Below are 24,958 nucleotides of genomic sequence, written 5' to 3' on the forward strand. Positions count from 1 at the left end.
AGTGACTAAGGTTCGTGAATGTCTGCATCGTCCACGGATCCCGGCGCTCCCGACCGTCGCGGCCCCGCCCGCTACCTCTGGTGGGTGATCGCCGCCCAGCCAGGGCGGATCGCCACCGGCGCCCTGTTCGGCACCGTGTGGATGGTCTGCCTGACCCTGCCGCCCTACGTCCTGTCGCGTGCCATCGACGACGGGCTGCGCCCCGGTGACCGGGGCGCACTGGTGGGGTGGAGCGTGGCGCTGCTCGGCATCGGGGTCCTCAACGCCTGGCTGGCGATCATGCGGCATCGCACGATGACCCGAGTCCGCCTCGACGCCTACTTCCGTACGGTCCGGGTCGTCGTCGACCACGCGACCCGGCTCGGCGCGGGACTCTCCCGCCGCGTCTCGACCGGTGAGGTCGTCACGATCGGGCACTCCGACGTGGGCGTCATCAGCCAGACGCTCACGGCGACGGGCCCCGGCGTGGGCGCGGTGATCGCCTACATCGTGGTGGCCGCCCTCCTCCTGTCCGTCTCCACGCTCTTGGCCGTGGTGGTCCTGGTCGGTGTGCCGCTGATCGTCGCGCTGATCGGTCCGCTGCTCGGCCGGTTGCAGGGCGCCGAGGCCGCGTACCGGGAACGGCAGGGCGCGCTCGCGGCCGACCTCGCCGACCTCGCCGGTGGCCTGCGCATCCTCAACGGCCTCGGCGGCAAGGGCGTGTTCGCGGCCCGCTACCGCGAGGGCTCGCGGAAGCTGCGGGACGAGGGATACCGCGTCGGCTCCGCGATGAGCTGGATCCAGGCCTTCGGCCTCGGCCTCCCCACTCTGTTCCTCGCCGCCGTGACGTGGCTCGCCGCGCGCATGGCGGCTCAAGGGTCGATCACGGTCGGCGAGTTGGTGGCCGTGTACGGGTACGTCGCCGTCCTCGTGCTCCCGGTGTCCTTCCTGATCGAAGCCGGGTACGACATCAGCCGCGGCCTGGTGTCGGCGCGCCGGGTCGTGGGGTTCTTGAACCTGGAACCGGATCCGCGCGTACAGGGCTCGGCTGCCGACGGAGTGGACGGGCCCGAAGCGCCGTCCGTGCTGCGAGATCCGCAGTCCGGTGTCGAGATCACGCCCGGCCTCCTGACGGCGCTGGTCAGCGCCCGTCCGACGGACTGCACGGATGTCGTCGACCGGCTCGGCCGGTTCGCTCCGTCCCAGGCCACCTGGGGCACGACCCGACTCGACGCCATCGCCTTGGACCAGGTCCGTGCGCGGATCCTCGTCGCGGACAACGAAGCCGACCTGTTCGCCGGGACACTGCGTTCGGCCGTCTCCGGTCGGCGGGATCCCGGCGACGGGGCCGTGGCGGACGCCATCGACGCGGCCATGGCCCGCGACATCGTGCTCGGCCTGCCGGAAGGGCTCGACGCGCCCCTGGACGCCAACGGCCGCAACCTCTCCGGAGGCCAGCGTCAGCGCCTGCGCCTGGCGCGGGCTCTGCTCGCCGGTCCTGAGGTACTGATGGCGATCGACCCCACCTCCGCGGTCGACGCCCACACCGAGGCGAAGATGGCGGCACGTCTGCGCACCGCCCGCGCCGGCCGCACCACCGTCATCACCAGCACCTCTCCCCTGCTTCTCGACCAAGCCGACGTGGTCCAGTACCTCGTGGACGGCCGCGTCGCCGCCGTCGGCCGACACGCCGACATGCTGGCCGATCACCCCGGCTACCGGCAGCTGGTGTCGCGTGAAGCCAAGGACGAGGACGAGGACGCGGACCGCGCGGAGGCAGAACCTCCTGACAGCGCTGAGAAGCACGGCCGGCCGAGTCTCCCAGCGGGACCCGACCTGCCCTCCCCTTCCTCTCACGATTCCTCCGATTCCCCGCACGAGGCCCTTCGATGACACAGCGCCCCAGAACGAAGCGGTCCCAGCTCCGGGCGCGGTCCGCGGCCTCGGAATCCCGCCCCGAGCCGCCGCCGGGCCACCTGCCCGTAGCCGGGCCGCGCCAGGTCCGCCGTGCCGCGGCGCGGCTCATCCGACAGGACACCCGCGCCTTCACCGCGATGCTCGTCTTCAACGCGCTCGCCGCTGCCGCGGGCCTCGTCGGACCCTGGCTCCTGGGGCGCATCATCAACACGGTCAAGGACGGCGGAAGCGTCGCGACCGTGGACCGCCTCGCCCTGGGCATCCTGGCCGGAGCCGTCGCCCAGCTCCTCCTGTCCCGGCACGCCCGCTACCTCGGCCACCGCTTCGGCGAGCGGACGCTGGCCCGCATCCGCGAGCAGTTCGTCGACCGGGCGCTCGCCCTGCCCGCCTCGGTCGTGGAGCGTGCCGGGGCGGGAGACCTGACGGCACGCGGCACCACCGATGTCGCGACGGCCGGCCAGACCTTGCGCGACACAGGGCCCGACGTCTTCGTGGCGGCCGTCCAAGCCCTGTTCATCCTCGGCGCGGTCTTCCTCCTCGATCCGCTGCTTGGCGCCTGTGGCGTGCTCGGTCTCGTCGGGATCTGGTTCGCCACTCGCTGGTACCTGCGCCGTGCCCACACCGCCTACCTCGAAGAGGGCGCGGCCCACTCCACCCTGGCCGAGGTGCTCGCCGCCACCGCCTCCGGCGCCCGCACCGTGGAGGCCTTCGGCCTGCGGGAGCAGCGCGTCGCGGACAGCGAGGCACAGATCGGGCGCTGCGTCGCCGCGCGTGAGCGGACCCTCCACCTGCGCAGCGTCCTGTTTCCCAGCATCGACATCTCGTACGCCGTCCCCGTGGTCGCGGTACTGCTCATTGGTGGCGTCCTGCACGACCACGGTTCGGTGAGCCTGGGCACGGTGGTGGCCTGCGCCCTGTATCTGCGGCAGCTCTCCCAGCCTCTGGACACGATCCTTCAGCAGGTCGAGCACCTGCAGAGCAGCACCGCGTCCTTCGCCAGGGTCGAGGGCCTGGCAGGGACCGCCACCGTCGACCTGGTGGAGGACGGCGGTCAGGTCGAGAGCGTCGGCGTTCCGGCGGACGACCAAATCGACGTCGACGGTGTCTGCTTCTCGTACGGAGGTGGCCCCGAGGTCCTGCGCGACGTGGACCTGTCGGTCCGCCCCGGTGAACGCCTCGCGATCGTCGGCCCGTCCGGAGCGGGCAAGACCACCCTGAGTCGGCTGCTCGCGGGCATCGACGCACCGGTGAAGGGATCGGTGACCGTCGGTCGGGTACCGATCGCCGATCTGCCGCCCGACCGGCTGCGCCGCCAGGTCGTCCTGGTCACGCAGGAGCACCACGTCTTCCTGGGCACCGTCCGCGACAACCTGCGGATCGCCGCGGAGTCCGCGACGGACAGCGAGCTGCAAGCCGCCCTCAGCTCGGTCGGCGCCGACTGGGCCGAGGGCCTCGCTGACGGCCTGGACACGGAGCTCGGCCCCGGCGGCCGTCTGCTGCACGGCGCGGAGGCCCAGCAGCTGGCGCTGGCCCGCGTCGTGCTCGCCGACCCGCACACCGTGATCCTCGACGAGGCCACCGCGCTCCTGGACCCGACGACGGCTCGCCACACGGAGCGGGCCCTGGCCGCCGTGCTCCACGGCCGGACCGTCATCGCCATCGCCCACCGCCTGCAGACGGCCCATGACGCGGATCGCGTCGCGGTGATGGAGGACGGCAGGGTGACGGAGCTGGGCTCCCACGACGCTCTCGTCGCGGCCGACGGCGCCTACGCCGCGCTCTGGCACTCCTGGCATTCCCAGCCCGAGGAGCGCCCGGCGCTGGGCTGAACCGCGGCGGGCTCGGCGGGCGTGGTGGGCGCGGCGGCTTCGCAGCCGAAAGCGGCGGTCCCTCAGATGAAGTTGAGCGCCGCCGCGCCGCCCACTCCACCGAGCAGCATGAACACCGGCATCAGGACCTTGAGCTCGATCCAGCTGCCCGCCCGGAAACGCATCATCTTCGGCGGCCCGACCGGGTACCAGCGCTTGCGGCCGACGGGGATGGGCCACAGGATCGGGCACCCGGAGACGGTCAGCGCGTCCCCGATGTCGTGCACCAGGGCACCGAGGACGATCGGCAGCCCCAGCCACAGGTACTCCTGGCCCGGCGCCGTGAAGAGCCAGTCCGCGCCGTTGCCCGGCTTGTCGAGCACTCCCGCGAGGATCCAGGCGCTCGTCGCGGCAAGGAGCCAAACCAGCACGTCGCTGCTCGACCCGCGGGCCGCCCGCCACAGCAGCCCTTCGATGGCGAGCACCATGTGGATGAAGAGGATGGCAAGCACGGCCCAGCGCCCGCCGAAGATCGCCAGGGCGGAGGTGCCCGCTCCTATCAGCACCGCCCACAGCCATGTGTGCGTGAGCGTGCGGTGCCCGCCCGAACGGCGCGGGTCGCCCTGCTTCCGCGTCGCCTTGTAGACGGCGGAGGACAGCTTGTCGACGATCTCGCACAGGCCCCGGGAGACGGGACCGAAGGCCCGCGAGATGGTGGCCGACTTGTGGTCGAGGTCGGGTGCGAGAGCCGCCCCGGCGCAGATCAGTGCCCCCACCAGGAGAACCGGCCAGGGCATCGTGTGCCCGGCGGCCGCTGCGGCCGCTCCGACACCGAGCCAGGCCGCCGCCCCCGACAGTGAGTGTGCCGGTCCCATCATTGTTGTTGCCCGCCCCATTTCCGTTGAACTGACGCCCCGTTGGCGACACAGCGTAGCGTTCATGATCTTCGTAGGGACCGCCGGTTCCCTGATCGGGTGAGAAGGAAGGCAAGATGGGGGTGTGACCCTTATCGATCAGCTGCCGCCGGATGCCGACCCCGATGCCCTCTTCGAAGCCTTCTCGTCGTGGGCCGAGGAACAGGGGATCACTCTCTACCCGGCCCAGGAGGAGGCGCTGATCGAGGTGGTCTCCGGGGCCAACGTGATCTTGTCCACGCCCACGGGCTCGGGCAAGAGCCTGGTCGCCGCGGGCGCCCACTTCACAGCCTTGGCCCAGGACAAGGTCACCTTTTACACCGCGCCCATCAAGGCGCTCGTGTCGGAGAAGTTCTTCGACCTGTGCAAGCTCTTCGGCACCGAGAACGTCGGCATGCTCACCGGTGACGCCTCCGTCAACGCCGACGCCCCCGTCATCTGCTGCACGGCCGAGGTCCTCGCCTCCATCGCGCTGCGTGACGGCAAGGACGCCGACATCGGCCAGGTCGTCATGGACGAGTTCCACTTCTACGCCGAGCCGGACCGCGGCTGGGCCTGGCAGATCCCGCTGCTCGAACTGCCCCAGGCGCAGTTCATCCTCATGTCGGCGACGCTCGGCGACGTCTCCATGTTCGAGAAGGACCTGACGCGCCGCACCGGCCGCCCCACCTCGGTGGTCCGCTCGGCGACGCGCCCGGTCCCGCTGTCGTACGAGTACCGACTGACGCCGATCACCGAGACGCTCACCGAGCTCCTGGAGACCAAGCAGGCGCCGGTCTACATCGTGCACTTCACGCAGGCGCAGGCCGTCGAGCGCGCACAGTCGCTGATGAGCATCAACATGTGCACCCGCGAGGAGAAGGACAAGATCGCCGATCTGATCGGCAGCTTCCGCTTCACCACCAAGTTCGGCCGCAACCTCTCCCGCTACGTACGCCACGGGATCGGCGTGCACCACGCGGGCATGCTGCCCAAGTACCGACGCCTCGTGGAGAAGCTCGCCCAGGCCGGTCTCCTGAAGGTCATCTGCGGCACGGACACCCTGGGCGTCGGAGTGAACGTCCCGATTCGCACGGTGCTGTTCACCGCGCTCACCAAGTACGACGGCACCCGTGTCCGCACCCTGCGCGCGCGGGAGTTCCACCAGATCGCCGGACGCGCCGGGCGGGCGGGCTTCGACACGGCGGGCCTCGTGGTGGCGCAGGCGCCCGAGCACGTCATCGAGAACGAGAAAGCACTGGCCAAGGCCGGTGACGATGCGAAGAAGCGCCGCAAGGTGGTCCGCAAGAAGGCTCCCGAGGGCTTCATCGCCTGGTCGGAGGGGACCTTCGAGAAGCTGATCGCCTCGGAGCCCGAGCCGCTGACGTCCCGCTTCCGGGTCACGCACACCATGCTGCTCTCCGTGATCGCCCGCCCCGGCAACGCCTTCGAGGCGATGCGTCATCTCCTCGAGGACAACCACGAGCCGCGCAAGCAGCAGCTGCGGCACATCCGCAGGGCCATCGCGATCTACCGCTCGCTGCTCGCCGGCGGCGTGGTGGAGAAGCTGGACGAGCCGGACGCCACCGGCCGCATCGTGCGCCTGACCGTGGACCTGCAGCAGGACTTCGCGCTCAACCAGCCGCTCTCGACGTTCGCCCTCGCCTCCTTCGAGGTGCTCGACCCCGAGTCCCCTTCGTACGCCCTGGACATGGTGTCCGTCGTGGAGTCCACCCTCGACGACCCGCGCCAGATCCTCGCCGCCCAGCAGAACAAGGCGCGTGGCGAGGCCGTGGCGCTGATGAAGGCGGACGGCGTCGAGTACGAGGACCGGATGGAGCGGCTTCAGGACATCACGTACCCGAAGCCTCTGGAGGAGCTGCTCCTCCACGCGTACAACACATACCGCACCAGCCACCCGTGGGTCGGCGACCACCCGCTCTCCCCGAAGTCCGTCGTCCGCGACATGTACGAACGGGCGCTCTCCTTCACGGAGTTCACGTCCTTCTACGAACTCGCGCGCACCGAAGGCATCGTCCTGCGTTACCTCGCGGGCGCGTACAAGGCCCTTGAGCACACCATCCCCGACGACCTGAAGTCCGAGGACCTCGAGGACCTGATCGCCTGGCTCGGCGAGATGGTCCGCCAGGTCGACTCCAGCCTCCTGGACGAGTGGGAGCAGCTCGCCAACCCGGAGGTCATGACGGCCGAGGAGGCCCAGGAGAAGGCCGATCAGGTCAAGCCGGTCACGGCCAACGCCCGCGCCTTCCGGGTCCTGGTCCGCAACGCGCTGTTCCGCCGGGTGGAGCTTGCCGCGCTCGATCACGTGGAGGAGCTGGGCGAGCTGGACGGGGAGTCCGGCTGGGACGCGGACGCCTGGGGCGAGGCGATGGACAAGTACTGGGACGAGTACGAAGATCTCGGCACCGGACCCGACGCGCGCGGTCCCAAGCTGCTGCTCATCGAGGAGGATCCGGAACACGGTCTGTGGCGCGTCCGCCAGACGTTCGCCGACCCGAACGGCGACCATGACTGGGGCATCAGCGCGGAGGTCGATCTCGCGGCCTCCGATGAGGAGGGCCGCGCCGTCGTCCGGGTCACGGACGTCGGCCAGCTCTGAGCGCCCCGAGGATCCGTTCGCCCCGGACAGGAGTCGAGGAACTGCCATGAACAACCCCGCCGAGCGCTTGGTCGACCTGCTGGACCTGGAGCAGATCGAGCTCAACATCTTCCGCGGCCGCAGCCCGGAGGAGTCCCTCCAGCGGGTGTTCGGCGGGCAGGTCGCCGGGCAGGCCCTCGTCGCGGCGGGCCGCACCACCGAGGGCGATCGCCCGGTGCATTCGCTGCACGCGTACTTCCTGCGTCCGGGGCGCCCGGGCGTCCCCATCGTGTACCAGGTCGAACGGGTCAGGGACGGGCGATCCTTCACCACGCGCCGCGTCACCGCCGTCCAACAGGGCCGCACCATCTTCAACCTCACCGCCTCCTTCCATCAGCCAGAACAGGGCGCATTCGAGCACCAGTTGCCACCGCGCATCGCGGCTCCCTCTCCGGAGTCGCTGCCGACGGTCGCCGAGGAGATCAAGGAGCACCTCGGCGCGCTTCCCGAGCAGTGGGAACGCATGGCCCGTCGCCAGCCCTTCGACATCCGTTATGTCGACCGGCTTCGCTGGACCGAAGAGGAGATCAAGGACGCCGAGCCACGCAGCGCGGTGTGGATGCGTGCCGTGGGGCCGCTCGGCGACGACCCGCTCGTACACACCTGCGCACTCACCTACGCCAGCGACATGACGCTCCTCGATGCCGTCCGCATCCCGGTGGAGCCGCTCTGGGGCCGCCGCGGCTTCGACATGGCGTCGCTGGATCACGCCATGTGGTTCCACCGCCCCTTCCGGGCGGACGAGTGGTTCCTCTACGACCAGGAGTCCCCCATCGCGACGGGGGGCCGCGGGCTCGCGAGAGGCCGCATCTACGACACGGAGGGCAGGCTCTTGGTGTCGGTCGTACAAGAAGGGCTCTTCCGTCCGTACGGGGAGCGGCACATGGACGCCCCGACCACCAGCGCGTGAACGGCGTGGGGCCCTTGGAGGAGGCATGGTGCGACGGATCGACGTGGCGGAGCGGCGGGCGCGTCTGGCGCTGCGCCACCGGCTGACCTCGGCCACCAGAGCGGACGACCCGGCCGACGTGGCACGATCGCTCCTCGCGCTGCACGGCACCGACCCGTCGTCGGTGTACATCGGTGCGTGGGCCCGTATGAAGGACGGCCAGGTCGCCGACTTGGAGCGTGCCCTGTACGAAGACCGCTCGCTGATCCGCTTCATGGGCATGCGGCGCACGGTCTTTGTGACGTCGTTGGATGTCGCCCCCGCCCTGCAGGCCGCCTGCTCCCATCCCGTCGCCGCGCGCGAACGCCGATTGCTGCTGCGCATGCTGGCCGACATCGGGGTCGCCCGCGACGCCGCAGGGGTCGCGGCCTGGCTGGCGGAGACCGAGGAAGTGGCGCTGCGGGCCCTCAAGGAGCGGGGTGAGGCGACGGCGGCCGAGGTGGCGGGCGATGATCCGCGGCTGAGCACGGAGCTGGTCATGTCTCCCGGCAAGCGTTACGAGTCCAAGCAGAGGCTGGCCAGCAGGCTCCTCCTGCTGCTGGCCGCCGAGGGGCGCGTGGTGCGCGCTCGCCCCCGCGGATCGTGGCAGTCGCACCAGTACCGCTGGGCGCGGCTGACCGACTGGTTTCCCGACGGCCTCGCGGACCGGGACCCCCACGAGGCGGAGACCGAGGTCGCGCGACGTTGGCTGCACACCTTCGGGCCGGCACCGGCCGACGATCTGCGCTGGTGGGCCGGATGGACCAAGACCCAGACGAAGCGGGCGCTGACCGAACTGCGTCCCATCGAGGTCGACTTGGACGGAACTCCAGGACTCCTCCTCCCCGACGACCTGGCCGAGACGCCCACGCCCGAGCCCTGGGCCGCCCTGCTGCCCTCGCTCGACTCCACCCCGATGGGCTGGCAGAACCGCGGCTGGTTCCTCGGCGAGCACGGTTCTCGGCTCTTCGACCGCAACGGCAACATCGGCCCCTCCCTGTGGTGGAACGGCCGGATCGTGGGCGGCTGGGCCCAGGACGCGGACGGCGAGATCGTGTGCCGCTTCTTGGAGGACGTCGGAGCGGACGCCCGCGACGCGGTCGCGACCGAGGCCGAGCGCCTCGCCTCGCGCCTGGGCGGGGCACGGCTCACCGCGCGCGCTCGGGGCCGCACCTGGCTCGAGGAGGAACTGGCCGGTTGACACCCGCGCGGCGGGCTTCGGCAAGGACGGCGTGGACACGGGTACCTCCGTTCTGCGTCGGGCGTAGGCGCGAGATCATCGAAGTCGACGCGCGCTGCGGCTCGACGCGGTGCTCGGCAGCGAGAGCGAAAGGGTCGGGGGAATGGACATGGGCGGAGTCGACAGAGTGGACGACTTGGAGAGGGACGAGGCGCTCGCGGAGGCCATACGGCTTCGCGAGGCAGGCCGCCGCGAGGAGGCCAAGGAACAACTGGTCGCCCTCGCCGAGCACTTCCCCCACGATGCGGAAGTGGCCTATCAGACCGCGTGGGTCCACGACACACTCGGCCTGGAAGCCGAGGCCGTGCCGTACTACGAGCACGCGCTCGAAGGGCCGGGTCTTACGGAGGACGACAGACGGGGCGCCCTGCTCGGTCTGGGCAGCACCTATCGCACCCTGGGGCGCTACGAGAACGCGGTCACCACGCTCACCGATGCCGTGAACGAATTCCCGGACGATGCCGCGCTCAAGACGTTCCTGGCGATGGCTCTGTACAACACCGGCCGGGCCCACGAAGCGATGCGGATGCTCCTGACGCTGCTCGCCGCCACGAGCAGTGCCCCGGAGATCGCTGGCTATCGATCCGCCATCGAGTTCTACGCCAAGGACCTCGACGCGACGACGTAGGGACTGCCGCGTCCTACGCCCGCCTGCGGCGCAGCCACTCGCGCAGGCCGCGCGGCTCGTCCGGCACGGTCGTCACCTCTTCGGCGGCTTCGGCGGCTTCGGCGGCTTCGGCGACCTTGCCGTGCCGTGTCGCCGAAGCCGGGCGGCGATTCGCCGCTTGGGCCACGGGCCGCGGTGCGGGGCGTGGCGCCGGTCGCTGTCCGCGCGCCTGGATGAGGCCGATCAGCAGACTGGATCGGAGCCATCGGATCTCGTCGGGATCGTCCGCTGTCGTGATCCTTTCGACGATCAGCGCCGCGGGCGAGTCCGGCGCGCTCTGCTTGCGTGGCACGGGCCTGAGGCGGTTCACATAGGCCCGCTCGTACGGATCCCTGACGATCTCCGCGATCTGCACCGGGTCGAGTTGCGATGCCATGACGGCGGCGCGCTCCCACGGGTCCTCGCACTGGCTGAGCAGGAATCCCGTGTGCCGACCGCGCCAGTTCCGCGCCCGCAGGTCTTGCCCCTCTGCGAGTCGGGCGCGCATCGGCTCCGGGGTGCGCCCGGTGAGCAGACGGGCGTTCCCCTCCGTCCCGGCGAACTGCCTCAGTTCTTCGGCCAGATAGAGCCAGACGACGGCACGGTAGCGATTCAAGTAGAACTTGACCGGCGTCAGCACACCGGCGCGGGCAAGCCGAGTGAAGCGGGTCGTGGTGATCTCCATCAGCGCCGCGCCTTCCGTGGTGCCCACGGCTCTGACGCTCTCTCGCAGCGCCTCGGGAAACCCTTCGCTCCCGCGTACGCGGTCGATCTCCTCCTGCGGGACGCGGCGCTGACCGCCGACCGCCTCGCCGACGGTGCGTACCCGTCCCAACATCACGGCGAGCTCGAACTCGCCGCGTTTCAAGCCCAGTTCCCCCGCGGCGCGGCTCGGCGCCAACGACTGTTGCGCGGGCGCCACCGCGGTGGATGACGTGATGGTGTCGCTTGTCATGGTGGTTCTCCCCCGTGAGATGTGATTGCTCTCGGGAAAAACCGTAGCTCGATCCCCGCGATCCCCGCTCGGCCTGTGGATAACTCTTGACGTGGCAGCGTCAGTGCAGGTCAGAGGTCCACTATGGGCGTGCGTTCCGGCTGCCTCGCACCGACTCCCAGGTGCTCGCCGACCCGGTTGACGAGCAGCGTCATCTCGTACGCGACCTGGCCGATGTCGGCCTCCGCCGAGCTCAGGACGCAGAGGCAACTGCCGTCACCAGCCGCCGTGACGAAGAGGACCGCGTCATCGAACTCGATCATTGTCTGACGCACATTGCCCGCGTTGAACTGGCGTCCTGACCCCTTGGCCAGGCTGTGAAGTCCCGAGGCGACCGCCGCCAGGTGATCCGCGTCCTCACGCTTGAGATCCGAACTCGCCGCCGTCACGAGACCGTCATTCGAAAGGACCAGTGCGTGCCGTACGTGTTCCATCCGCTGCGTCAGGTCGTCCAGCAGCCAACCGAGCCCCGTGCTCTGCCCCATGTTCCCGTCTCCCCGATTCCGCTCCCCCTGGCTGGAGGATCTGACCTGCCAGCCTTCACCACGACCGGCGCCCGGGCAAGCAGGATGGGGACATGGCACAGAAGATGACCGATGACCAGTGGCGAGCCTTCGTATCCCACGGAACCCGTACCGGCAAGCTGTCGACCGTCCGCGCCGACGGCAGCCCGCACATCGCCCCGATCTGGTTCCTGATCGACGGGGACGACCTGGTGTTCAACACCGGCAAGGACACCGTGAAGGGACGGAACCTCGCTCGTGACGGGCGTGTGGCCCTGTGCGTGGACGACGACAAGCCCCCGTTCGCCTTCGTCGTCCTTCAGGGCCGCGCCGAGATCAGTGAAGACATCGACGAGGTCCGCCGCTGGGCGACCCGGCTCGGCGCGCGCTACATGGGAGAGGAACGCGCCGACGAGTTCGGCAAGCGCAACGGCGTACCGGGGGAACTCCTGGTGCGCGTGAGGATCGACAAGGTACTCGCCTACGCCTCGGTCTCCGACTGAGCGCTCAGCCCACGGTGTCGAGCAGCCGGGCGGTATACATCCGTCCGGCGTACTCGACCAGCCGGATCAGCACCTCCTTCCCCGAGTCGCGGTCCCGTGCGTCGCACAGCACCACCGGAGTTCCGCTGTCGAGGTCCAGGGCTCGTGACACCTCATGTGCTCCGTACGTACGCGCGTTCGCGAAGCAGTTGACCGCCACGACGAACGGGATACGTCGGTGCTCGAAGTAGTCCACGGCGGGGAAGCAGTCCTCGAGCCGTCGGGTGTCCGCCAGGACGACGGCTCCGAGGGCGCCCTGTGACAGCTCGTCCCACAGGAACCAGAAACGATCCTGTCCCGGAGTTCCGAACAGGTACAGCGACAGGCCCGACCTGATGGTGATGCGGCCGAAGTCCATGGCCACGGTCGTCGTGGTCTTGCGGTCGACGCCGTCGGTGTCGTCCACCGACTCGCCCGCCTCGCTGAGCAGTTCTTCCGTGCGCAACGGGCGGATTTCGCTGACCACGCCGACCAGGGTGGTCTTGCCCACCCCGAAGCCGCCCGCGACCAGGATCTTGAGCGCCATGGCGGTGGTGTCGTCGCCGGTGGCGTCAGAGTGCTCGGAGACCATCGATCACCTCACGAAGAATCATTTCGTCGGGTAGCTGCGCGGGCGGCACCGGTCGGCTGACCTTGACGCAGCCGCTCTCCACCAGGTCGCCCAGGAGCACGCGGACGACGCCGACGGGCAGATCGGCGCCCGCGGCGAGTTCGGCGACGGACTGTGTCTCGGTGCGGCACAGTTCGATCAGTGTCCGGTGTTCGGGTCCCAGCGTGGAGTCGTCGCCGGGGCCCGGGGCGCTGCCATCGAGCGTGACGAGCGCGATCAGGTCGAAGCGCACGTCGCTCGGCCCGGGCTTGGTCCGCCCACCCGTCATCGCGTAGGGACGGACGAGGGGACCGGCTTCGTTGTCGTACCACTGACTGCCCGGCTGGTGCGGGAGTCCGCTCGCTTCCTCGGTCATGGCCGCCGACCGTCCTCGGTCACCCGGCGGCCGGCGGCTGCGCGGCGAAGCGCGCCGGGGTGTAGAGGTGTTCGCCCACCCGCTTGACCAGCCGCGCCATCTCGTAGGCCACGAGCCCGATGTCGGCCGTCACGGAACTCAGGACCGTGAGGCAGGAGCCATCGCCCGCGGCCGCCACGAACAGGAAGGCGTCGTCCATCTCGACCATGGTTTGACGCACTCCCCCGGCCCCGAAGTGGCGGCCCGCCCCCTTGGCGAGGCTGTGGAACCCCGATGCGACGGCGGCCAGGTGTTCGGCGTCTTCGCGAGTGAGGGCGGTCGACGCGCCGACCGGCAGGCCGTCGTTGGACAGGACCACGGCGTGCCGCACTTCACCGACGCGCAGCACCAAGTCGTCCAGTAACCAGTCGAGTTCGCCGGTCCGCCCGGCGGTGATGCTCTGATCCTGGATCATGCGTGGTCTCCTTCACTGCTGTCTCGACCCGGTGCGGGCCCTGAGATGTCGGGGACCGAGCCGACGATGCCCGGGAGCGGACCGCCGCCCCGCGCCCAGCCGTCGCGGTAGGCGGTCATGCGGGCACGTACTTGCTCAGGGCTGCGTTCGTCCTCCGCTGCGGGGGCCGCCGTGGCCGCCTCTTCCGTAGACCGATGTTCTCGGAGCTGAGGGGCGAGGCTCGCCTGACGGACCCGGCGGGGCAGTTCGTCCGAGGCCGCTGCCTGGGCGTCGGCGTGTTGCCCTACGAAGCCGTCCGCGTCAGGACCTTGCAGGGCGGGGACTTGGGCGTCAGCGCCCGCCACGTCGAGCGGCCCGTCACCGTACGGTCCCGAGCCTGGGGATCCGGGATCACGCGTCCGGTGCGGCCGCAGCGTAGTGACGCCGGGCGGTGGGGACGCCTCCACCGCTGCGGCGAGAGCCGGGAGGGCTGCCGGGGCAGGGACGGAGTTGCCGTTCACGCGGCGTTCCGACCCGCCCTCCACGCGCGCGTGCTCCTTTCCCGGGAAGCGCCCGCGCTCCACGGTGGCGGCCTGGGGGCTTTCCACCGTGCCGCTGTGAAGGAGCGCGGTGGGAAGCAGCACCACCGCGGTGGTACCTCCGTAGGGCGATGTGCGCAGATGCACCTTGATGTGATGCCGTGCCGCGAGCCTGCTGACGACGAAGAGACCGAGTTGATCGCTGTCGAACAAGTCGAGCGCCTCGGACTGCTCGATGCGCCGGTTGGCCTCGGCGAGCATCTCGGTCCCCATGCCGAGCCCACGGTCCTCGATCTCCAGGGCGTAGCCGTTGCCGACCGGTTCGCCGTTGACCCGCACCTTGGTGTGCGGAGGTGAGAACTGTGCCGCGTTCTCGACGAGTTCGGCCAGGAGGTGGGTCAGGTCGGCCACTGCCGTCCCGAGGACCGAGGCTCCGGGCAATGGGCGTACCTCCACCCGCGCGTAGTCCTCGACTTCGGAGACGGCGGCACGGACCACGTTCGTCAGCGACACGGGCATGCGCCAGGCGCGGCCGGGCGCGGCCCCGGAGAGGATGATCAGGCTCTCCGCGTGTCGCCGCATCCGGGTGGTCAGGTGGTCGAGCCGGAAGAGGTCACTGAGCTCGTTGGGGTCCTCGGCCCGGCGTTCCATGCTGTCCAGGAGGCTGAGTTGGCGGTGGACGAGAACCTGGCTCCTGCGGGCGAGATTGACGAAGACTCCGGAGATGCCGCTGGCCAGCTCGGCGCGCTCGACCGCCGCGCGCAGGGCGGCCCGGTGGACGGTGCCGAGCGCCTCGGCGACCTGTCCTGTCTCGTCCTCCGCGGGTGGTCCGGGCGGCGCTTCGGCATTGATGTCGAGCTCCTCACCGGCGCGCAGCCGCCGCATCGCGTTCGGGAGCTTGCGCCGGGCGATCTCCAGGGCGCCGTTGCGCAGGCCGACCAGCTCGACGACCAGCCCTCGGCCGATGCGTACGGAGACGACCAGGGACGTGGCGACGGCGACGAGCCCCAGGAGGACGGCGGCGCCCGCGGGGGTGAGCACTCCGTGAGTGAGCGGGTCAGCCTGGGCAGCGGCGTCGCGGTGCGCGTTCGCCACGACCGCGTCGACTTGGTCCTGCACCTCTCCGTAGGCGTCGTCCCAGGTACCTGCCGGGGCCGCGCCGAGCGCCTTCGGGCCGGGCTGTGTCACGAGCACCTTGTCCTCGACGGTGCGCACGTCGTCGTACGCGCTCCCCTTCTCGATGCCGCGCCAAGCCGCCCGCTGGGGGCCGCGCAGATCACCGGACGCGGTTTCCGCCAGCGTCCTGCGGGTGTCCACGGCACCGGTGAACAGCCGGAGCCGCTGCCCCGCGAGGGAGCCGTCGAGTCGTGCTCCGGCAAGCACGGCGTCCTCGCGTGCCAGCATTTCGCCGGCCCGGGAGAATTCGAGCAGCACGCGCGCGTTGGAGCCTGCCGCGGTGTCCTGCATGCCGGAGAGCGCGCCGCCGACCCCGAAGGCCTGGGCGATCGTCCGCGTGTACTGGCCGTACACCGTATTCCAGCCGGTGCGGCGGTCGAGCACCTCGTTCCGCAGCGTGCGCATGCCGTTTGCCGCGGTGAGGAACGTCTCCAGCCTGTCGGCCACTCCCCGGGGAAGACCGACCCCGTCCGCGACGGTCGAATCATCTCCGATGCGCAGCTTCGCCACCGCGCGGTCGGTGCGCTCGCCCTGCTTCGTGAGTGCGTCACCACGGCCGGTGTTCGGCTTGGTCGCGTAGCGCACGGCGGCGACGCGCTCGGCCTGGAGCGAGGTGATCGCCGTTTCCACGGGGGTGCGTATGCCGGTGTCGACGCGCTGCAGTTGCCGCAGCCTGGCCACGTCCTGGGCCGTGCTGACGGTCGCGTACCCCCACAGAGCGAGCAGGGAGATGACGGGCACCATCAACAGGCACACGATCTTGGCTCGGACGGTGCGGGGCCGCAGCCGCCAGTGGCTCGCGCCCGTGAGTTCCCTATCCCCCGGAGGTTCGGCGATGTCGTCCTCTCCGTAGGGGTGTTCGTCTCCGTAGGGGTGTTCGTCGCGTTCGTCGGCGGGTCGGCCCGCGTGGGCACGGCGGCCGCGCGCCGGGGGCGCCGACTGTGGCGGTATGACGCCGTCGGCGGGATCCGAGGTGCTTCGTGGTGTGCGCATGGCCTCCTCGCTCGGGTGGGTTCGGTGCGTGCCGCCGGGCCGTCACCGGCCACGACGGAGCCCGCTATCGGGCGGCGGTCTCGGCCGGTCGCTGGGCCGACACGGAGGCTTCGCGCTCGCCTTCCGTCGGGGAGAGCGCGACGAAGGCGCAGGTCAAGAACATGTAGGACCCGAGACCGACGGCGAGGGGGAAGATGAACTGCATCGTGGTGGCCCCGGGCAGTGCGGCTTCGGAGGGCGTGACGCGCACGCTCACGGCGAGCATGCCGGTGTAGTGCATGCTGCTCACCGCCCCGCCCATGACGAGAGACGCGCCGGCCACCGCGAGGGGCGACTTGATGTTGAGGCCCGCCCACAGGGCTGCGGTCGCCGCGATCACGGCGATCACTACGGAGAGGCCGACCAGCACCGGGTCGTACCGCACCTCGCCGTGCATGCGCAGTGCCGCCATGCCGATGTAGTGCATGCTCGCGACGCCGAGCCCCGTGGTGAGCCCGCCGATCGCGAGTGCCCGCCCCCGGTCCCGGCCGTATCCGACGGCGAAGACTCCGGCGCCGACGACGACCACCGCGCCCAGGAGGCTGAGCATGGTCAGCGGCACGTTGTAGTGGATCTCGGTGCCGGTGACTCCGAAACCGAGCATCGCGACGAAATGCATGGTCCAGATGCCGGTGCCGATGGCGGAGGCCGCGGTGATGAGCCAGTTCCGGCGCGAGCGACCCTCGGCGCCCAGCGCGCGGACGGTGCAGCACAGCCCCAGGGCGGAGCCGATGCAGGCCATCGCGTACGACAGCACGGGGGTCAGCCAACCGAATGTGGCGTGGTCCAGGTGTCCCATGGCTCCGGGACGCTAGTCCTGCCGCGGGCGCACTACGGGGGCGCATTTCGAAAGGTGTTGGAAGATGACAGAGAGGAGCCCTTGAACGATCGCATCACGCTCGAACGAGTGCACCCAACGTGCGTGCGGTTCTTGCGGGATCATGGGTGGCATGAACGACGAGCGCACACGGGTACAGGAATTCTTCACGGCGCGCGCCGCCGACTGGGACGCCCGTTTTCCCGACGACGGTCCCGCCTATCGGGCCGCGGTCACCGAACTCGGGCTGCGGCCCGGCTCTCACGTGCTCGACGCGGGCTGCGGCACCGGACGGGCACTGCCCGCTCTTCGGGAGGCCGTAGGGCCCTCGGGCGTCGTACTCGGAGCGGATCTGACGCCCGCCATGCTGGAGGCCGCGAAACGGGCCGGCAGGGACCGCGACGGGCAGCTTCTGCTCGCCGACGTGGCCCACCTGCCGCTGCGCACGGGATCGCTCGACGCGGTGTTCGGCGCGGGTCTGATCGCCCATCTGCCCGATCCGGCGGAGAACCTGCGGGAGTTGAGGCGCGTGGTGCGCCCTGGAGGTCTCCTCGCCCTGTTCCATCCGATTGGCCGGGCGGCACTCGCCGCGCGCCAGGGGCGGCAGATCACCCCGGGCGATCTGCGGGCGGAGGCGAACTTGGGCCCTCTGCTTGCCGGTTCCGGTTGGCACATGACCACGTATGTCGACGAGGACGACCGGTTCCTCGCCCTGGCCGTGCGTCAGGACTGATCCTTGCGGACTTCGGTGATCACGGCGGCGAAGGCCGCCGGATTGTCGAACATGACGTTGTGTCCCGCGTCCGGAACGGTGACCACTCGCACTCCGGCCGCCACCAGGCCGTCCTCTCCGGGGAGTTCACCGCTGAGCGCGCCCTGTACGTAGACGCGGTCGAGGGTCAGATCGGTGAGCATGCGGCGCATCGTGGGCTGAGTGCCCTTGATGAGCCCCGTCGCGCTTCTGTGCAGGGCCAGAGGGTCGGCGAGACGCATGGTCGCCGCCCACGTGGAGCCCACTTTCTCCAGCACGCGCGCGTGGCCGCCGCCGCTGACGAAGTCCTCCTCGTCGTACCCGGCGATGCCGCTGCTGCCCGCCGTCACGGGTGGCATCGGGTCGAGGTTGGCCTCTGTGAGGACGAGCCGCGACACCAGGTCGGGCCGCCGGTGCGCGAGCACGATGGCGACGGAGCCGCCCATGCTGTGCCCGACGACCTCGGCCTCCGTCACGCATGCCGCGTCGAGCGCCGCAGCCAGCGCGTCAGCGTGGTCCTCCAGGGTGTATCCGAAGTCGGCGGGCCGGTCGCTGATGCCGTGCCCCGGGAGGTCCACGAACAGCGAGCGGCGGCCCGCCAGTTCGGAGCGCGCGGCGATGTGTGCGTGGTAGACCGTCGACGCGGCGCCAAGCCCGTGGACGTACACCCTCGCCGGTGCGGCTCCGTCGACCTCCGTCCATCGCACGTGACTGCCTCCCGCGTCGAACTGTGCCTGCCGCATCTCCGTGCCCCGTCCCGTCGTATCCGCCAGCTCGCCCGTCGCGAGCCCCACACAGACAATACATCGCTACCGATGTATTGCGTAGCCGATGTACACCGACATGCGGCCCCAGTGCGGCAGAATGCACGGCATGCTCGAACTGGCCATCCTCGGATTTCTCTACGACGCCCCCTTGCACGGCTACGAGCTGCGCAAGCGCATCACCGCGTTGACCGGGCACGTGCGGCCCGTCGCGGAGAGCACGCTGTACCCCGCCATCAAGCGGCTGGAGAAGGCCGGGCTGATCGCGCGCGAGACGCAGCCCGGCTCTGGAGCAGCGCCTCGCCACGTCCTGAGCCTCACCCCGGAAGGCAGGCGCGAGCTTCGCAAGCGCCTGTCGGCTCCCGCACGGGTGGACATCACCGACGAGAACCGCTGGTTCACGCTTCTCGCCTTCCTGCGTCATCTGGAGGACGAGACGGCACAGGTGGCGGTACTCGAAAGCCGACTGGCCTTCCTGGAGGAACCGGCGAGCTTCTTCTACGACGACAGCGGGCGCCCGCTGCGCGCGGAGGAACTCGACGACCCCTTCCGGCGCGGCATGCTCACCATCGCCCGCGCGACGAGCCGGGCCGAACTCGCCTGGCTGCGCGCCACCTTGACGTCACTCGACGGGAGAGCCCGCTGACCTGTCCGTGTGCGGCACGGGGCAGCCCCGGGCGCCGGGAACGGGAAACGTGCCGAGCTCCGACACCTCGTACCCGTCGGGGTAGCCCTTGATCTCCCAGTTCTGCCGCGCGTAGTGCGGCGCCTTGCGCGGCGGCAGCAGGCGCACGGCACGCCCTCGAAGCCGCACGGCGCGGTTGACCAGCGAACGTGTGACGGCGCCTGGCTGCTCGTACCGGAAGGCCCGCAGCAAGGGCTCGTCGAGCAGGGCCAGGGTCGCGGTGCGCAGCAAAGGCGCCACGGCACGCGGATACCAGGAGACCATCAGGTCGAGCGTCGCGTCGGAGACCTCGCGCGCGCCCTGGTCCCAGCCGAAGTTGGCCTCTTCGTAGGCGTCGAGGCAGTTCTCGAACTCTTCGTAGGAGCCGGGAATCTCCTTGATCCCCATGTGCTGCCCGAGCACGCGGTAGTAGGTTGCGGCGGCGACCGTCTCGTGACGCGAGAGCCTGCGCCAGCCGTAGGTGTCGATCCACCGCTTCGGCATGACCACGAAGGTGCACAGCACGTAGCGCATGTCGTCGTTGCTGATGTCGTAGCTGCGGTGCATCTGGTTGATGCGACGGATGGCGGTACGGCCCTCTTCGTCGCCGAACCCGTGCTCCACGACGGTGTCGAGAAGCAGCGCCGTGTCGTCGTAGCGCTTTTGCGTACGGTCCGTCAGCTCGGCTGTCCGCGCCAGGAGTCGACCGATGCTCGGCACGGCGTACGTGCGGTAGAGGGCGAGTTCGAGTGCGCGGGTGAAGTCCCAGGGGAACTCGTACGTCGCGGTGAGCCGGTAGATCGCGAGGAAGTCCTTCTCCGGGTCCATGCGACGAATCTGCTCGAGCCGCTCATAGCGCTTCACCATGCGGTCCCCCTTCTGTCACCGGAGCTCTAACTCTACGTTGGGGAGCGACAGACAAGGGATCAGCGGTGAAAGCCGCGCCGGGGGAAGATGGCCCACATGTTCGACAAGCTCCGCAGGTTCTGGAACAAGGACGGAACGGCAGGCTCCAGCAAGCCCGTGCGTACCGGGAGCAAGCGCACGCACAACCTCTTCGAAGCGGCCGCCGTCTACGTGGCGGCCAGCGCCGAGGATGACCGGGACACGATGGACGAGGCCACGGAATGGGTGTCTCCGGAGGCTCTGTCGTTCGGCGTCAGCGAACTCGCCTGCCGTGCCGTCATCGCCCTCGCCCGGGAGCGCGACGAGTCACCGCGCGAGGTGGCCCGCACGCTCCTCGGGTTGCCCGCCGCCTGAGCCCCCCGCCTCCGCACCCACGTCGAACATGCGGCCGCGTTGACGAATTTCCTGGTCATCGCCCCCTCGACGATCTCTGGGGCGAGTGGTTAGGGTGCGCCGACGGATGAAGCGATGGGGAGGCTGGAATGGCCGGGACGGACGACGCTGTCGCCGCCGATGACGACGCGCTGTACGTGCTCACGGCGGTACTGCTGACGCCCGCGAAGTTCCCCAGTGTGCTCGGGGACGACTATCCCGAGGCGTGTGCGCGGCTGGGCCTCGCCCCGCTCGCGGCGGGTTACGGCCTTGTGCTCGGCCAGGACGGCGAGGGCGCGCGGTGGACGGTCGTCGTCGACGACGTGTCGCTCGTGGCCGTGGCGATCGCTTCCTGGGACTGCGGCATGGAGTACGACCTCTCTCCCGACGAACGCGCGGTGGTCACCGCGCTGCCGGGCTGGCCGCTGGCCGTCGCGGTCGCGGCTCCCGGTGTGCCCGCTCCGCACGATCCGGATCCGGTGTCCGAGGACGAGGACCGGGCGCCGCTGACACCGCTGGCGCCGCCGGAGTCCGACACCTGGGGTCCGGCCCAACGGCGCCTGGGCGCAGACGAGATAGCGCTGCAGTGGGCTACGTGGCGGGAGCAGATCGACGACGCCGACTTCGCGACGGACGGCTCGCCGCAGGCTGCACCGGCCGTGACCGGGGCAGCGGAACCGCTCACCGGTGTACGGCGCGTCCTGGCGGAGGCTCGGGCGTATGTGACCGATCCACCGCCGCTTGGCAGGGTGCGGTCGTCGTTCGCCTCGGGGGACGCGCGCACCCTGCGTGCCGACGGTCCTGGCTGGTCCATGGTCGCAAGGACCGACGACATCGCGTTCGTGCTGCTCGACGAGGAGCCGGGTGAGGTGCTGCCGGTCGGCCGGGGGCCGGAGCTTCCCGCACTCCTGGAGGCCCTCGACAAGATGGCGGTCCGCCCCGCCTGAGCAGTCTCGGGCGCCTGTTCGCAGCCCGGAGCGGGCGTCTGTCCGTCGGCGTGATCAGCATCCCGTCTCGGGATCGACGAGGAGCGCGGCCATGGCCGTGTCGTGATCCTGATGATCGCGCAGCGCCGCCAGTTCGTCGCGCCACACCGCGTCCCACGAGCTGTTCACGCCACCCGCGCGCACCAACTCCAGGGCCACGACGCCTGTTCCCGGAGTGCCTCGCTCCCGCAGCATGCGCACCGCTCCGAGCAGGGCCTCACGCGCGCGTGGCCTGCTCAGGTTCAGGTAGCGCTCGCACTGTGCGGCGGCCAGGCGCCCGGGACGCTCCTCCAGCAGGTCGACAAGACGTCGCCACCGCTGCGCGTCGTGCCGCCCGAGACCTGTGGCCACCAGCGCCGTGTCCCATGTCAGGAGCGCCGCCTGGTGACGCAGCCCCGCGCTCTCCAGGGTCCTGGCGAGGGAGTCGGCGATCCGGAGGGTCACCGTGGCGCCTCGTCCGATCCGCGCCACGTCGCAGAGCGCCACGAGACGGCGCAGCGCATCGGCCCTTTCGCGCGGGTCCGTTCCCGCCGCCCGCTCGCGCAGTTGCCGGAAGACGGCCTTCAGTACGCCGCTCGCGTGGGGCCCCGACGGGAACCGCACCAACTGGCACAGCGCCGCTTCCCACTCACGACGTGTTCGGTGCTCGTCCACGGCGACCTCGGCCACGGCACGCATCGCCTCTTCCGCGTCCGCTGTGAGCCACCCGGGCAGCGCCCGACAGACGTCTGTGACGGTGGCCGCATCGCCCTCCCTGATCAGTCGCGTCAGGAAGTTCCGGTAGGGCCCGGCCAAGGAGAGGCGTACTCGCCCTCGGTCGGCGAGGATCACTGCCTCGCGCAGGGCGGGGTCATCCACGCATCGCGCCAGACGTTCGGCGACCTCCGGTCGGTCGATCGCGGCGAGGAGGCCCTGGGCCAGGGCGGCGCGTACGTCGCGGTGCTGGTGTGGGGCGTCCCAGGCTGCCAGCAGTGCGTCCTGGGCCTCGGCACCGGGGAGCGCGGCGAGCCCGCGGGCCGCTTCCTTACGTGTGCCGACCGGGGTGTCGACAGCACGGGCCACCGGGGCGAGCAAGGCGACGGCGTGCTGGTCCGGCACTGCTTCCAAGAGTCGCCGGACGGCTCCCATCGCGGCGCGGCCCCGTACGCCACCGGTCGCGGCGTGCCGCAGCAGCAGGTCCAGAAGAGACGTGTTCCCGGAAGGTACGTCGGTGGAGCCGGGCTCGAAGAGGTCGCCCAGTGCTCCCAGCGCGGCAGCGGCGACGGGCTGCGGCGCGTCGTCCGCCAGTGACGCCATCAGAGCTGGGTCGCGCAGGCGTGCTGCCGCGTCGGCCCTGATGCGCAGCGGGACCGCGTCGTCGACGGCCACGCGTGCGTGGTGCGCGTTCCAGCGCCTTTGCTGTGCGGGCAGCCAGCGCCGCGTGACGCCGTGCGGCAGCCGCGGGACCCATGCCTCGGCCTGGGGTCGTACGCGGCCGCTCAAGCCCTCCTGAGCGGCGGTCAGGACGGTGTCCAACAAGTCCGTACGTCGGGTGGCCACGGTTTCCAGGACGACGGGCACCGCCGCGAACGAGGCGTCCAGAGTCACCAGTTCGGCGCAACGTGCCTCGCGCACCGATGCCGGTGCCACCCATGCCTGCGCCGCGCGGGCCGCGACGTGAGGGTCGTCGTGCCCCAGCGCGGTGCCGCGAGTCAGGGCGTCCAGTTCCGGCAGGGCGGTGAGGTGTGGTGCGAACAGTTCGGCGAGGTGGACACCAGTGCCGGGACGTGCGGTCACCGTCGGCGCGAGCAGCGTCCAGATGGCCTGAGCTTCCTCCTGGCTCATGTGCAGTGGGGCGACCGGCCCATGGCGCCGGGGATCTGCCACGACCTGGCAGAGCAGTTCCACCACGTATGCGGCGCGTTCCCAGGCGCCATGGGTCGCGACGTTCTCCGCTGTGCGCCGGAGCAGTTCCTCGGCCGCGGCGAGCGTGCGCCCCTTGGAGTCCGCGGACTGCACGGTGGTCAGCGTCGCGTCGCGCAGGACGCGCTCGGGCAGCGCGGCCAGGAGACGGGGCGGTGCGCCCGCGAGCTGACGCAGGGTGTGATGCCGCACCTCTTCCTGGTCGTGCCAGGCCCGCTCGCAGTCGACAGCGACGCGTGCGAACTCGACGGCGTCACCTTCCAGTTCCGCGCAGGCCAGCAGCGAGGGCCAGCCCATCAGACGCTGGTGGATGCGGTGTTGTCCAGCGATCTCGCGCAGCAGCGGTTCACCCGTGGCGAGAGGAAGGGCAACGGCCAGGTGGCTCACCGTCCGGCCCCGGCCCGACCAACGCTCCACCCAGGGCAGGACGAGCTCTGCCCTGTCCGAGGGTTCCAACGCTGCCAAGGTGGTCACGGGGAGGCTCCGTACGGAGTTGGACCGTTCTGCGCGCTCCTCCGTCAAGCGTCGGCGTTCTGGCGCCGGGAGCAGCGCCAACAGCCCGTCCGGGGCTACTTCTCGGCGTTCCGGGAAGCGTGCCCTGGGCCGTTCCGCAGGGCAGAGGCGGGCCAGGTCCTTCCGGTCCGCGAGGCTCAGTGCACGAACGGCGCGGCGCACCGAAGGCAGCAAAGGCCCGGCGGGCAGTGCGAGTTCGGGGAGCAAGCCGTCCGCGTCCGGTGCCGCGGCCCGCAGGACCGCGAGGACGCGGTCCGGGTGGCGAAGCAGCGAGCGTGCGGCTCGGGCGGTGAGGAGAGCGCGGGCACGTTCCAGGAGGACGAGCCCGGCTTCCGGGTCACGCTCGGCGGCGAGGCTCGCCACGGCTCGGTGTTGCCGCGCGAAGGCGTATCCGGCGTTGCGTTCCTGGCTCTGGTTGCGGGAGGCCAGCAGTGTCGCCACGGCCAAGGGGGCCGTTCGGGCCAGGGCGTTGAGCACGCCCGGGGGCGGGTCGAGTCGGGCGATCCAGTCGGCGACGGTCGCAGGTGGGCATGCGGGCAGCAGCAGTGCCGCGTCCGAGCTGCCGTAGTGCTCGTACACCTTGGGCAGCAGGTGTCCGGCGAGCACGGTGCGCCCGCTGAGTCGCAGGACTCGGTACGTCTCGCGGCGTGTCGCCCGGATCTCGCTCAACGCGAGCTGTTCCAGGGCTTCTTCCGGAACCGGGAGCCTGATGGCGGCCGAGAGGGCCCGGCGGCGCAGAAGCGGGTCGGACAGTGCTGCGGCGATGGTGGGGAGATCGCGTCGGGCGACGGCAAGGAAGAGGGCGGTGTGCCGGTCATCCGCTTCGCCGGTGTCCAGGACGCGGTGGAGCGTTGTGTACGCCACTGACGTGAGAGCGCGGGCGTAGCGGGCGAGCGCGCTCATCCGTGCCGGGAAGGGCAGGGGGTCGAAATGGGCCTTCAGCCACGCCGACGTCAGCGGCGCGGGCATGGACTGGGGCGATGAGGACGGCGTCTGGGGCGCTTCGTGTCCGGCCATCAGCGATCACCG

At 70.6% G+C, this 24,958-nt stretch carries 22 protein-coding genes; 11 read left to right on the forward strand and 11 right to left on the reverse strand.

Going from position 1 to position 24,958, the window contains the following annotated elements; genetic code table 11:
- The first annotated feature begins 18 nt into the window (after window positions 1–18).
- Together KY5_RS02630 and KY5_RS02635 are read left to right on the forward strand one after the other, a co-directional pair.
- A complete protein-coding gene (locus tag KY5_RS02630; protein ID WP_098240652.1) occupies window positions 19–1,872 on the forward strand; it encodes an ABC transporter transmembrane domain-containing protein in 1,854 nt (617 codons plus the stop codon).
- Window positions 1,869–3,725, forward strand: a complete 1,857-nt coding sequence (locus KY5_RS02635) for an ABC transporter ATP-binding protein (RefSeq protein WP_098240653.1) — start codon at window positions 1,869–1,871, stop codon at window positions 3,723–3,725. Before KY5_RS02630 ends, KY5_RS02635 begins: the two co-directional genes overlap by 4 nt.
- Before the next feature lie 62 nt (window positions 3,726–3,787).
- On the opposite strand, the gene KY5_RS02640 is transcribed toward KY5_RS02635, so the two are convergent.
- On the reverse strand, window positions 3,788–4,582 hold the full coding sequence (locus KY5_RS02640; protein WP_098240654.1) for a metal-dependent hydrolase: 795 nt from the start codon (window positions 4,580–4,582) through the stop codon (window positions 3,788–3,790).
- A 121-nt stretch (window positions 4,583–4,703) separates the two neighbouring features.
- On the opposite strand from KY5_RS02640, the gene KY5_RS02645 reads away from it, so the two are divergent.
- The 4 genes from KY5_RS02645 to KY5_RS02660 all read left to right on the forward strand — a co-directional run bounded on the left by KY5_RS02645 (window position 4,704) and on the right by KY5_RS02660 (window position 10,052).
- Window positions 4,704–7,217, forward strand: coding sequence for a DEAD/DEAH box helicase (locus tag KY5_RS02645; protein ID WP_098240655.1), 2,514 nt, complete (start codon window positions 4,704–4,706; stop codon window positions 7,215–7,217).
- A gap of 46 nt (window positions 7,218–7,263) precedes the next feature.
- Complete coding sequence (locus KY5_RS02650) at window positions 7,264–8,166, forward strand: acyl-CoA thioesterase (RefSeq protein WP_098240656.1); 903 nt, start codon at window positions 7,264–7,266, stop codon at window positions 8,164–8,166.
- Between the two features lie 25 nt (window positions 8,167–8,191).
- A complete protein-coding gene (locus KY5_RS02655; protein ID WP_098240657.1) occupies window positions 8,192–9,385 on the forward strand; it encodes a winged helix DNA-binding domain-containing protein in 1,194 nt (397 codons plus the stop codon).
- Window positions 9,386–9,533: 148 nt separating this feature from the next.
- Complete coding sequence (locus KY5_RS02660; protein WP_098247023.1) at window positions 9,534–10,052, forward strand: tetratricopeptide repeat protein; 519 nt, start codon at window positions 9,534–9,536, stop codon at window positions 10,050–10,052.
- Between the two features lie 13 nt (window positions 10,053–10,065).
- Here the strand turns inward: KY5_RS02660 and KY5_RS02665 are convergent, their stop codons facing one another.
- Together KY5_RS02665 and KY5_RS02670 are read right to left on the reverse strand one after the other, a co-directional pair.
- Window positions 10,066–11,025: a DUF6397 family protein gene (locus KY5_RS02665; protein WP_199842905.1), complete on the reverse strand. Its 960-nt coding sequence runs from the start codon at window positions 11,023–11,025 to the stop codon at window positions 10,066–10,068.
- A 110-nt stretch (window positions 11,026–11,135) separates the two neighbouring features.
- Window positions 11,136–11,549, reverse strand: a complete 414-nt coding sequence (locus KY5_RS02670; RefSeq protein ID WP_098240658.1) for a roadblock/LC7 domain-containing protein — start codon at window positions 11,547–11,549, stop codon at window positions 11,136–11,138.
- A 92-nt stretch (window positions 11,550–11,641) separates the two neighbouring features.
- On the opposite strand from KY5_RS02670, the gene KY5_RS02675 reads away from it, so the two are divergent.
- Window positions 11,642–12,070 (forward strand): PPOX class F420-dependent oxidoreductase, encoded by a 429-nt coding sequence (locus tag KY5_RS02675; protein WP_098240659.1) that lies wholly within the window; start codon window positions 11,642–11,644, stop codon window positions 12,068–12,070.
- Window positions 12,071–12,074: 4 nt separating this feature from the next.
- Here KY5_RS02675 and KY5_RS02680 read toward each other — a convergent pair whose 3' ends face one another.
- The 5 genes from KY5_RS02680 to KY5_RS02700 form a co-directional block, all read right to left on the reverse strand.
- Window positions 12,075–12,680, reverse strand: a complete 606-nt coding sequence (locus KY5_RS02680) for a GTP-binding protein (RefSeq protein ID WP_098240660.1) — start codon at window positions 12,678–12,680, stop codon at window positions 12,075–12,077.
- Window positions 12,661–13,074 carry a DUF742 domain-containing protein gene (locus KY5_RS02685; RefSeq protein ID WP_098240661.1) on the reverse strand — a complete coding sequence of 138 codons (414 nt, stop codon included), beginning with the start codon at window positions 13,072–13,074 and terminating at the stop codon, window positions 12,661–12,663. Before KY5_RS02685 ends, KY5_RS02680 begins: the two co-directional genes overlap by 20 nt.
- A 19-nt stretch (window positions 13,075–13,093) precedes the next feature.
- Window positions 13,094–13,528: a roadblock/LC7 domain-containing protein gene (locus tag KY5_RS02690; protein ID WP_098240662.1), complete on the reverse strand. Its 435-nt coding sequence runs from the start codon at window positions 13,526–13,528 to the stop codon at window positions 13,094–13,096.
- Window positions 13,525–16,215, reverse strand: coding sequence for a nitrate- and nitrite sensing domain-containing protein (locus KY5_RS02695; protein ID WP_098240663.1), 2,691 nt, complete (start codon window positions 16,213–16,215; stop codon window positions 13,525–13,527). The genes KY5_RS02690 and KY5_RS02695 overlap by 4 nt, the downstream gene beginning before the upstream one ends.
- 64 nt (window positions 16,216–16,279) lie before the next feature.
- Window positions 16,280–17,053, reverse strand: a complete 774-nt coding sequence (locus KY5_RS02700; protein WP_098240664.1) for an MHYT domain-containing protein — start codon at window positions 17,051–17,053, stop codon at window positions 16,280–16,282.
- 151 nt (window positions 17,054–17,204) lie between these two features.
- Between KY5_RS02700 and KY5_RS02705 the strand changes: the two genes are divergently transcribed.
- Window positions 17,205–17,804 carry a class I SAM-dependent methyltransferase gene (locus KY5_RS02705; RefSeq protein ID WP_098247025.1) on the forward strand — a complete coding sequence of 200 codons (600 nt, stop codon included), beginning with the start codon at window positions 17,205–17,207 and terminating at the stop codon, window positions 17,802–17,804.
- On the opposite strand, the gene KY5_RS02710 is transcribed toward KY5_RS02705, so the two are convergent.
- Complete coding sequence (locus tag KY5_RS02710; RefSeq protein WP_098247026.1) at window positions 17,795–18,565, reverse strand: alpha/beta fold hydrolase; 771 nt, start codon at window positions 18,563–18,565, stop codon at window positions 17,795–17,797. The genes KY5_RS02705 and KY5_RS02710 overlap by 10 nt on opposite strands.
- Window positions 18,566–18,695: 130 nt before the next feature.
- Between KY5_RS02710 and KY5_RS02715 the strand changes: the two genes are divergently transcribed.
- Window positions 18,696–19,232 carry a PadR family transcriptional regulator gene (locus KY5_RS02715; protein WP_098247028.1) on the forward strand — a complete coding sequence of 179 codons (537 nt, stop codon included), beginning with the start codon at window positions 18,696–18,698 and terminating at the stop codon, window positions 19,230–19,232.
- On the opposite strand, the gene KY5_RS02720 is transcribed toward KY5_RS02715, so the two are convergent.
- Window positions 19,209–20,114, reverse strand: coding sequence for an oxygenase MpaB family protein (locus tag KY5_RS02720; RefSeq protein ID WP_098247027.1), 906 nt, complete (start codon window positions 20,112–20,114; stop codon window positions 19,209–19,211). The genes KY5_RS02715 and KY5_RS02720 overlap by 24 nt on opposite strands.
- A 99-nt stretch (window positions 20,115–20,213) precedes the next feature.
- Here KY5_RS02720 and KY5_RS02725 point away from each other — a divergent pair, with 99 nt between their 5' ends.
- Both KY5_RS02725 and KY5_RS02730 read left to right on the forward strand, forming a co-directional pair.
- On the forward strand, window positions 20,214–20,510 hold the full coding sequence (locus KY5_RS02725; RefSeq protein ID WP_098240665.1) for a hypothetical protein: 297 nt from the start codon (window positions 20,214–20,216) through the stop codon (window positions 20,508–20,510).
- A gap of 128 nt (window positions 20,511–20,638) precedes the next feature.
- Window positions 20,639–21,475, forward strand: coding sequence for a hypothetical protein (locus tag KY5_RS02730; RefSeq protein ID WP_098240666.1), 837 nt, complete (start codon window positions 20,639–20,641; stop codon window positions 21,473–21,475).
- A gap of 54 nt (window positions 21,476–21,529) precedes the next feature.
- On the opposite strand, the gene KY5_RS02735 is transcribed toward KY5_RS02730, so the two are convergent.
- Window positions 21,530–24,946, reverse strand: a complete 3,417-nt coding sequence (locus KY5_RS02735; protein ID WP_098240667.1) for a hypothetical protein — start codon at window positions 24,944–24,946, stop codon at window positions 21,530–21,532.
- Window positions 24,947–24,958: the final 12 nt, after the last annotated feature.

This window comes from Streptomyces formicae (assembly GCF_002556545.1).
In the GTDB taxonomy this organism is placed as follows: Bacteria; Actinomycetota; Actinomycetes; order Streptomycetales; family Streptomycetaceae; genus Streptomyces; species Streptomyces formicae_A.

Coding starts and splice junctions, on each gene's coding strand:
- KY5_RS02630 (WP_098240652.1), top strand. CDS start 19: ATGTCTGCATCGTCCACGGATCCCGGCGCTCCCGACCGTCGCGGCCCC.
- KY5_RS02635 (WP_098240653.1), top strand. CDS start 1,869: ATGACACAGCGCCCCAGAACGAAGCGGTCCCAGCTCCGGGCGCGGTCC.
- KY5_RS02640 (WP_098240654.1), bottom strand. CDS start 4,582: ATGATGGGACCGGCACACTCACTGTCGGGGGCGGCGGCCTGGCTCGGT.
- KY5_RS02650 (WP_098240656.1), top strand. CDS start 7,264: ATGAACAACCCCGCCGAGCGCTTGGTCGACCTGCTGGACCTGGAGCAG.
- KY5_RS02655 (WP_098240657.1), top strand. CDS start 8,192: ATGGTGCGACGGATCGACGTGGCGGAGCGGCGGGCGCGTCTGGCGCTG.
- KY5_RS02660 (WP_098247023.1), top strand. CDS start 9,534: ATGGGCGGAGTCGACAGAGTGGACGACTTGGAGAGGGACGAGGCGCTC.
- KY5_RS02665 (WP_199842905.1), bottom strand. CDS start 11,025: ATGACAAGCGACACCATCACGTCATCCACCGCGGTGGCGCCCGCGCAA.
- KY5_RS02670 (WP_098240658.1), bottom strand. CDS start 11,549: ATGGGGCAGAGCACGGGGCTCGGTTGGCTGCTGGACGACCTGACGCAG.
- KY5_RS02675 (WP_098240659.1), top strand. CDS start 11,642: ATGGCACAGAAGATGACCGATGACCAGTGGCGAGCCTTCGTATCCCAC.
- KY5_RS02680 (WP_098240660.1), bottom strand. CDS start 12,680: ATGGTCTCCGAGCACTCTGACGCCACCGGCGACGACACCACCGCCATG.
- KY5_RS02685 (WP_098240661.1), bottom strand. CDS start 13,074: ATGACCGAGGAAGCGAGCGGACTCCCGCACCAGCCGGGCAGTCAGTGG.
- KY5_RS02690 (WP_098240662.1), bottom strand. CDS start 13,528: ATGATCCAGGATCAGAGCATCACCGCCGGGCGGACCGGCGAACTCGAC.
- KY5_RS02695 (WP_098240663.1), bottom strand. CDS start 16,215: ATGCGCACACCACGAAGCACCTCGGATCCCGCCGACGGCGTCATACCG.
- KY5_RS02700 (WP_098240664.1), bottom strand. CDS start 17,053: ATGGGACACCTGGACCACGCCACATTCGGTTGGCTGACCCCCGTGCTG.
- KY5_RS02705 (WP_098247025.1), top strand. CDS start 17,205: ATGAACGACGAGCGCACACGGGTACAGGAATTCTTCACGGCGCGCGCC.
- KY5_RS02710 (WP_098247026.1), bottom strand. CDS start 18,565: ATGCGGCAGGCACAGTTCGACGCGGGAGGCAGTCACGTGCGATGGACG.
- KY5_RS02715 (WP_098247028.1), top strand. CDS start 18,696: ATGCTCGAACTGGCCATCCTCGGATTTCTCTACGACGCCCCCTTGCAC.
- KY5_RS02725 (WP_098240665.1), top strand. CDS start 20,214: ATGTTCGACAAGCTCCGCAGGTTCTGGAACAAGGACGGAACGGCAGGC.
- KY5_RS02730 (WP_098240666.1), top strand. CDS start 20,639: ATGGCCGGGACGGACGACGCTGTCGCCGCCGATGACGACGCGCTGTAC.
- KY5_RS02735 (WP_098240667.1), bottom strand. CDS start 24,946: ATGGCCGGACACGAAGCGCCCCAGACGCCGTCCTCATCGCCCCAGTCC.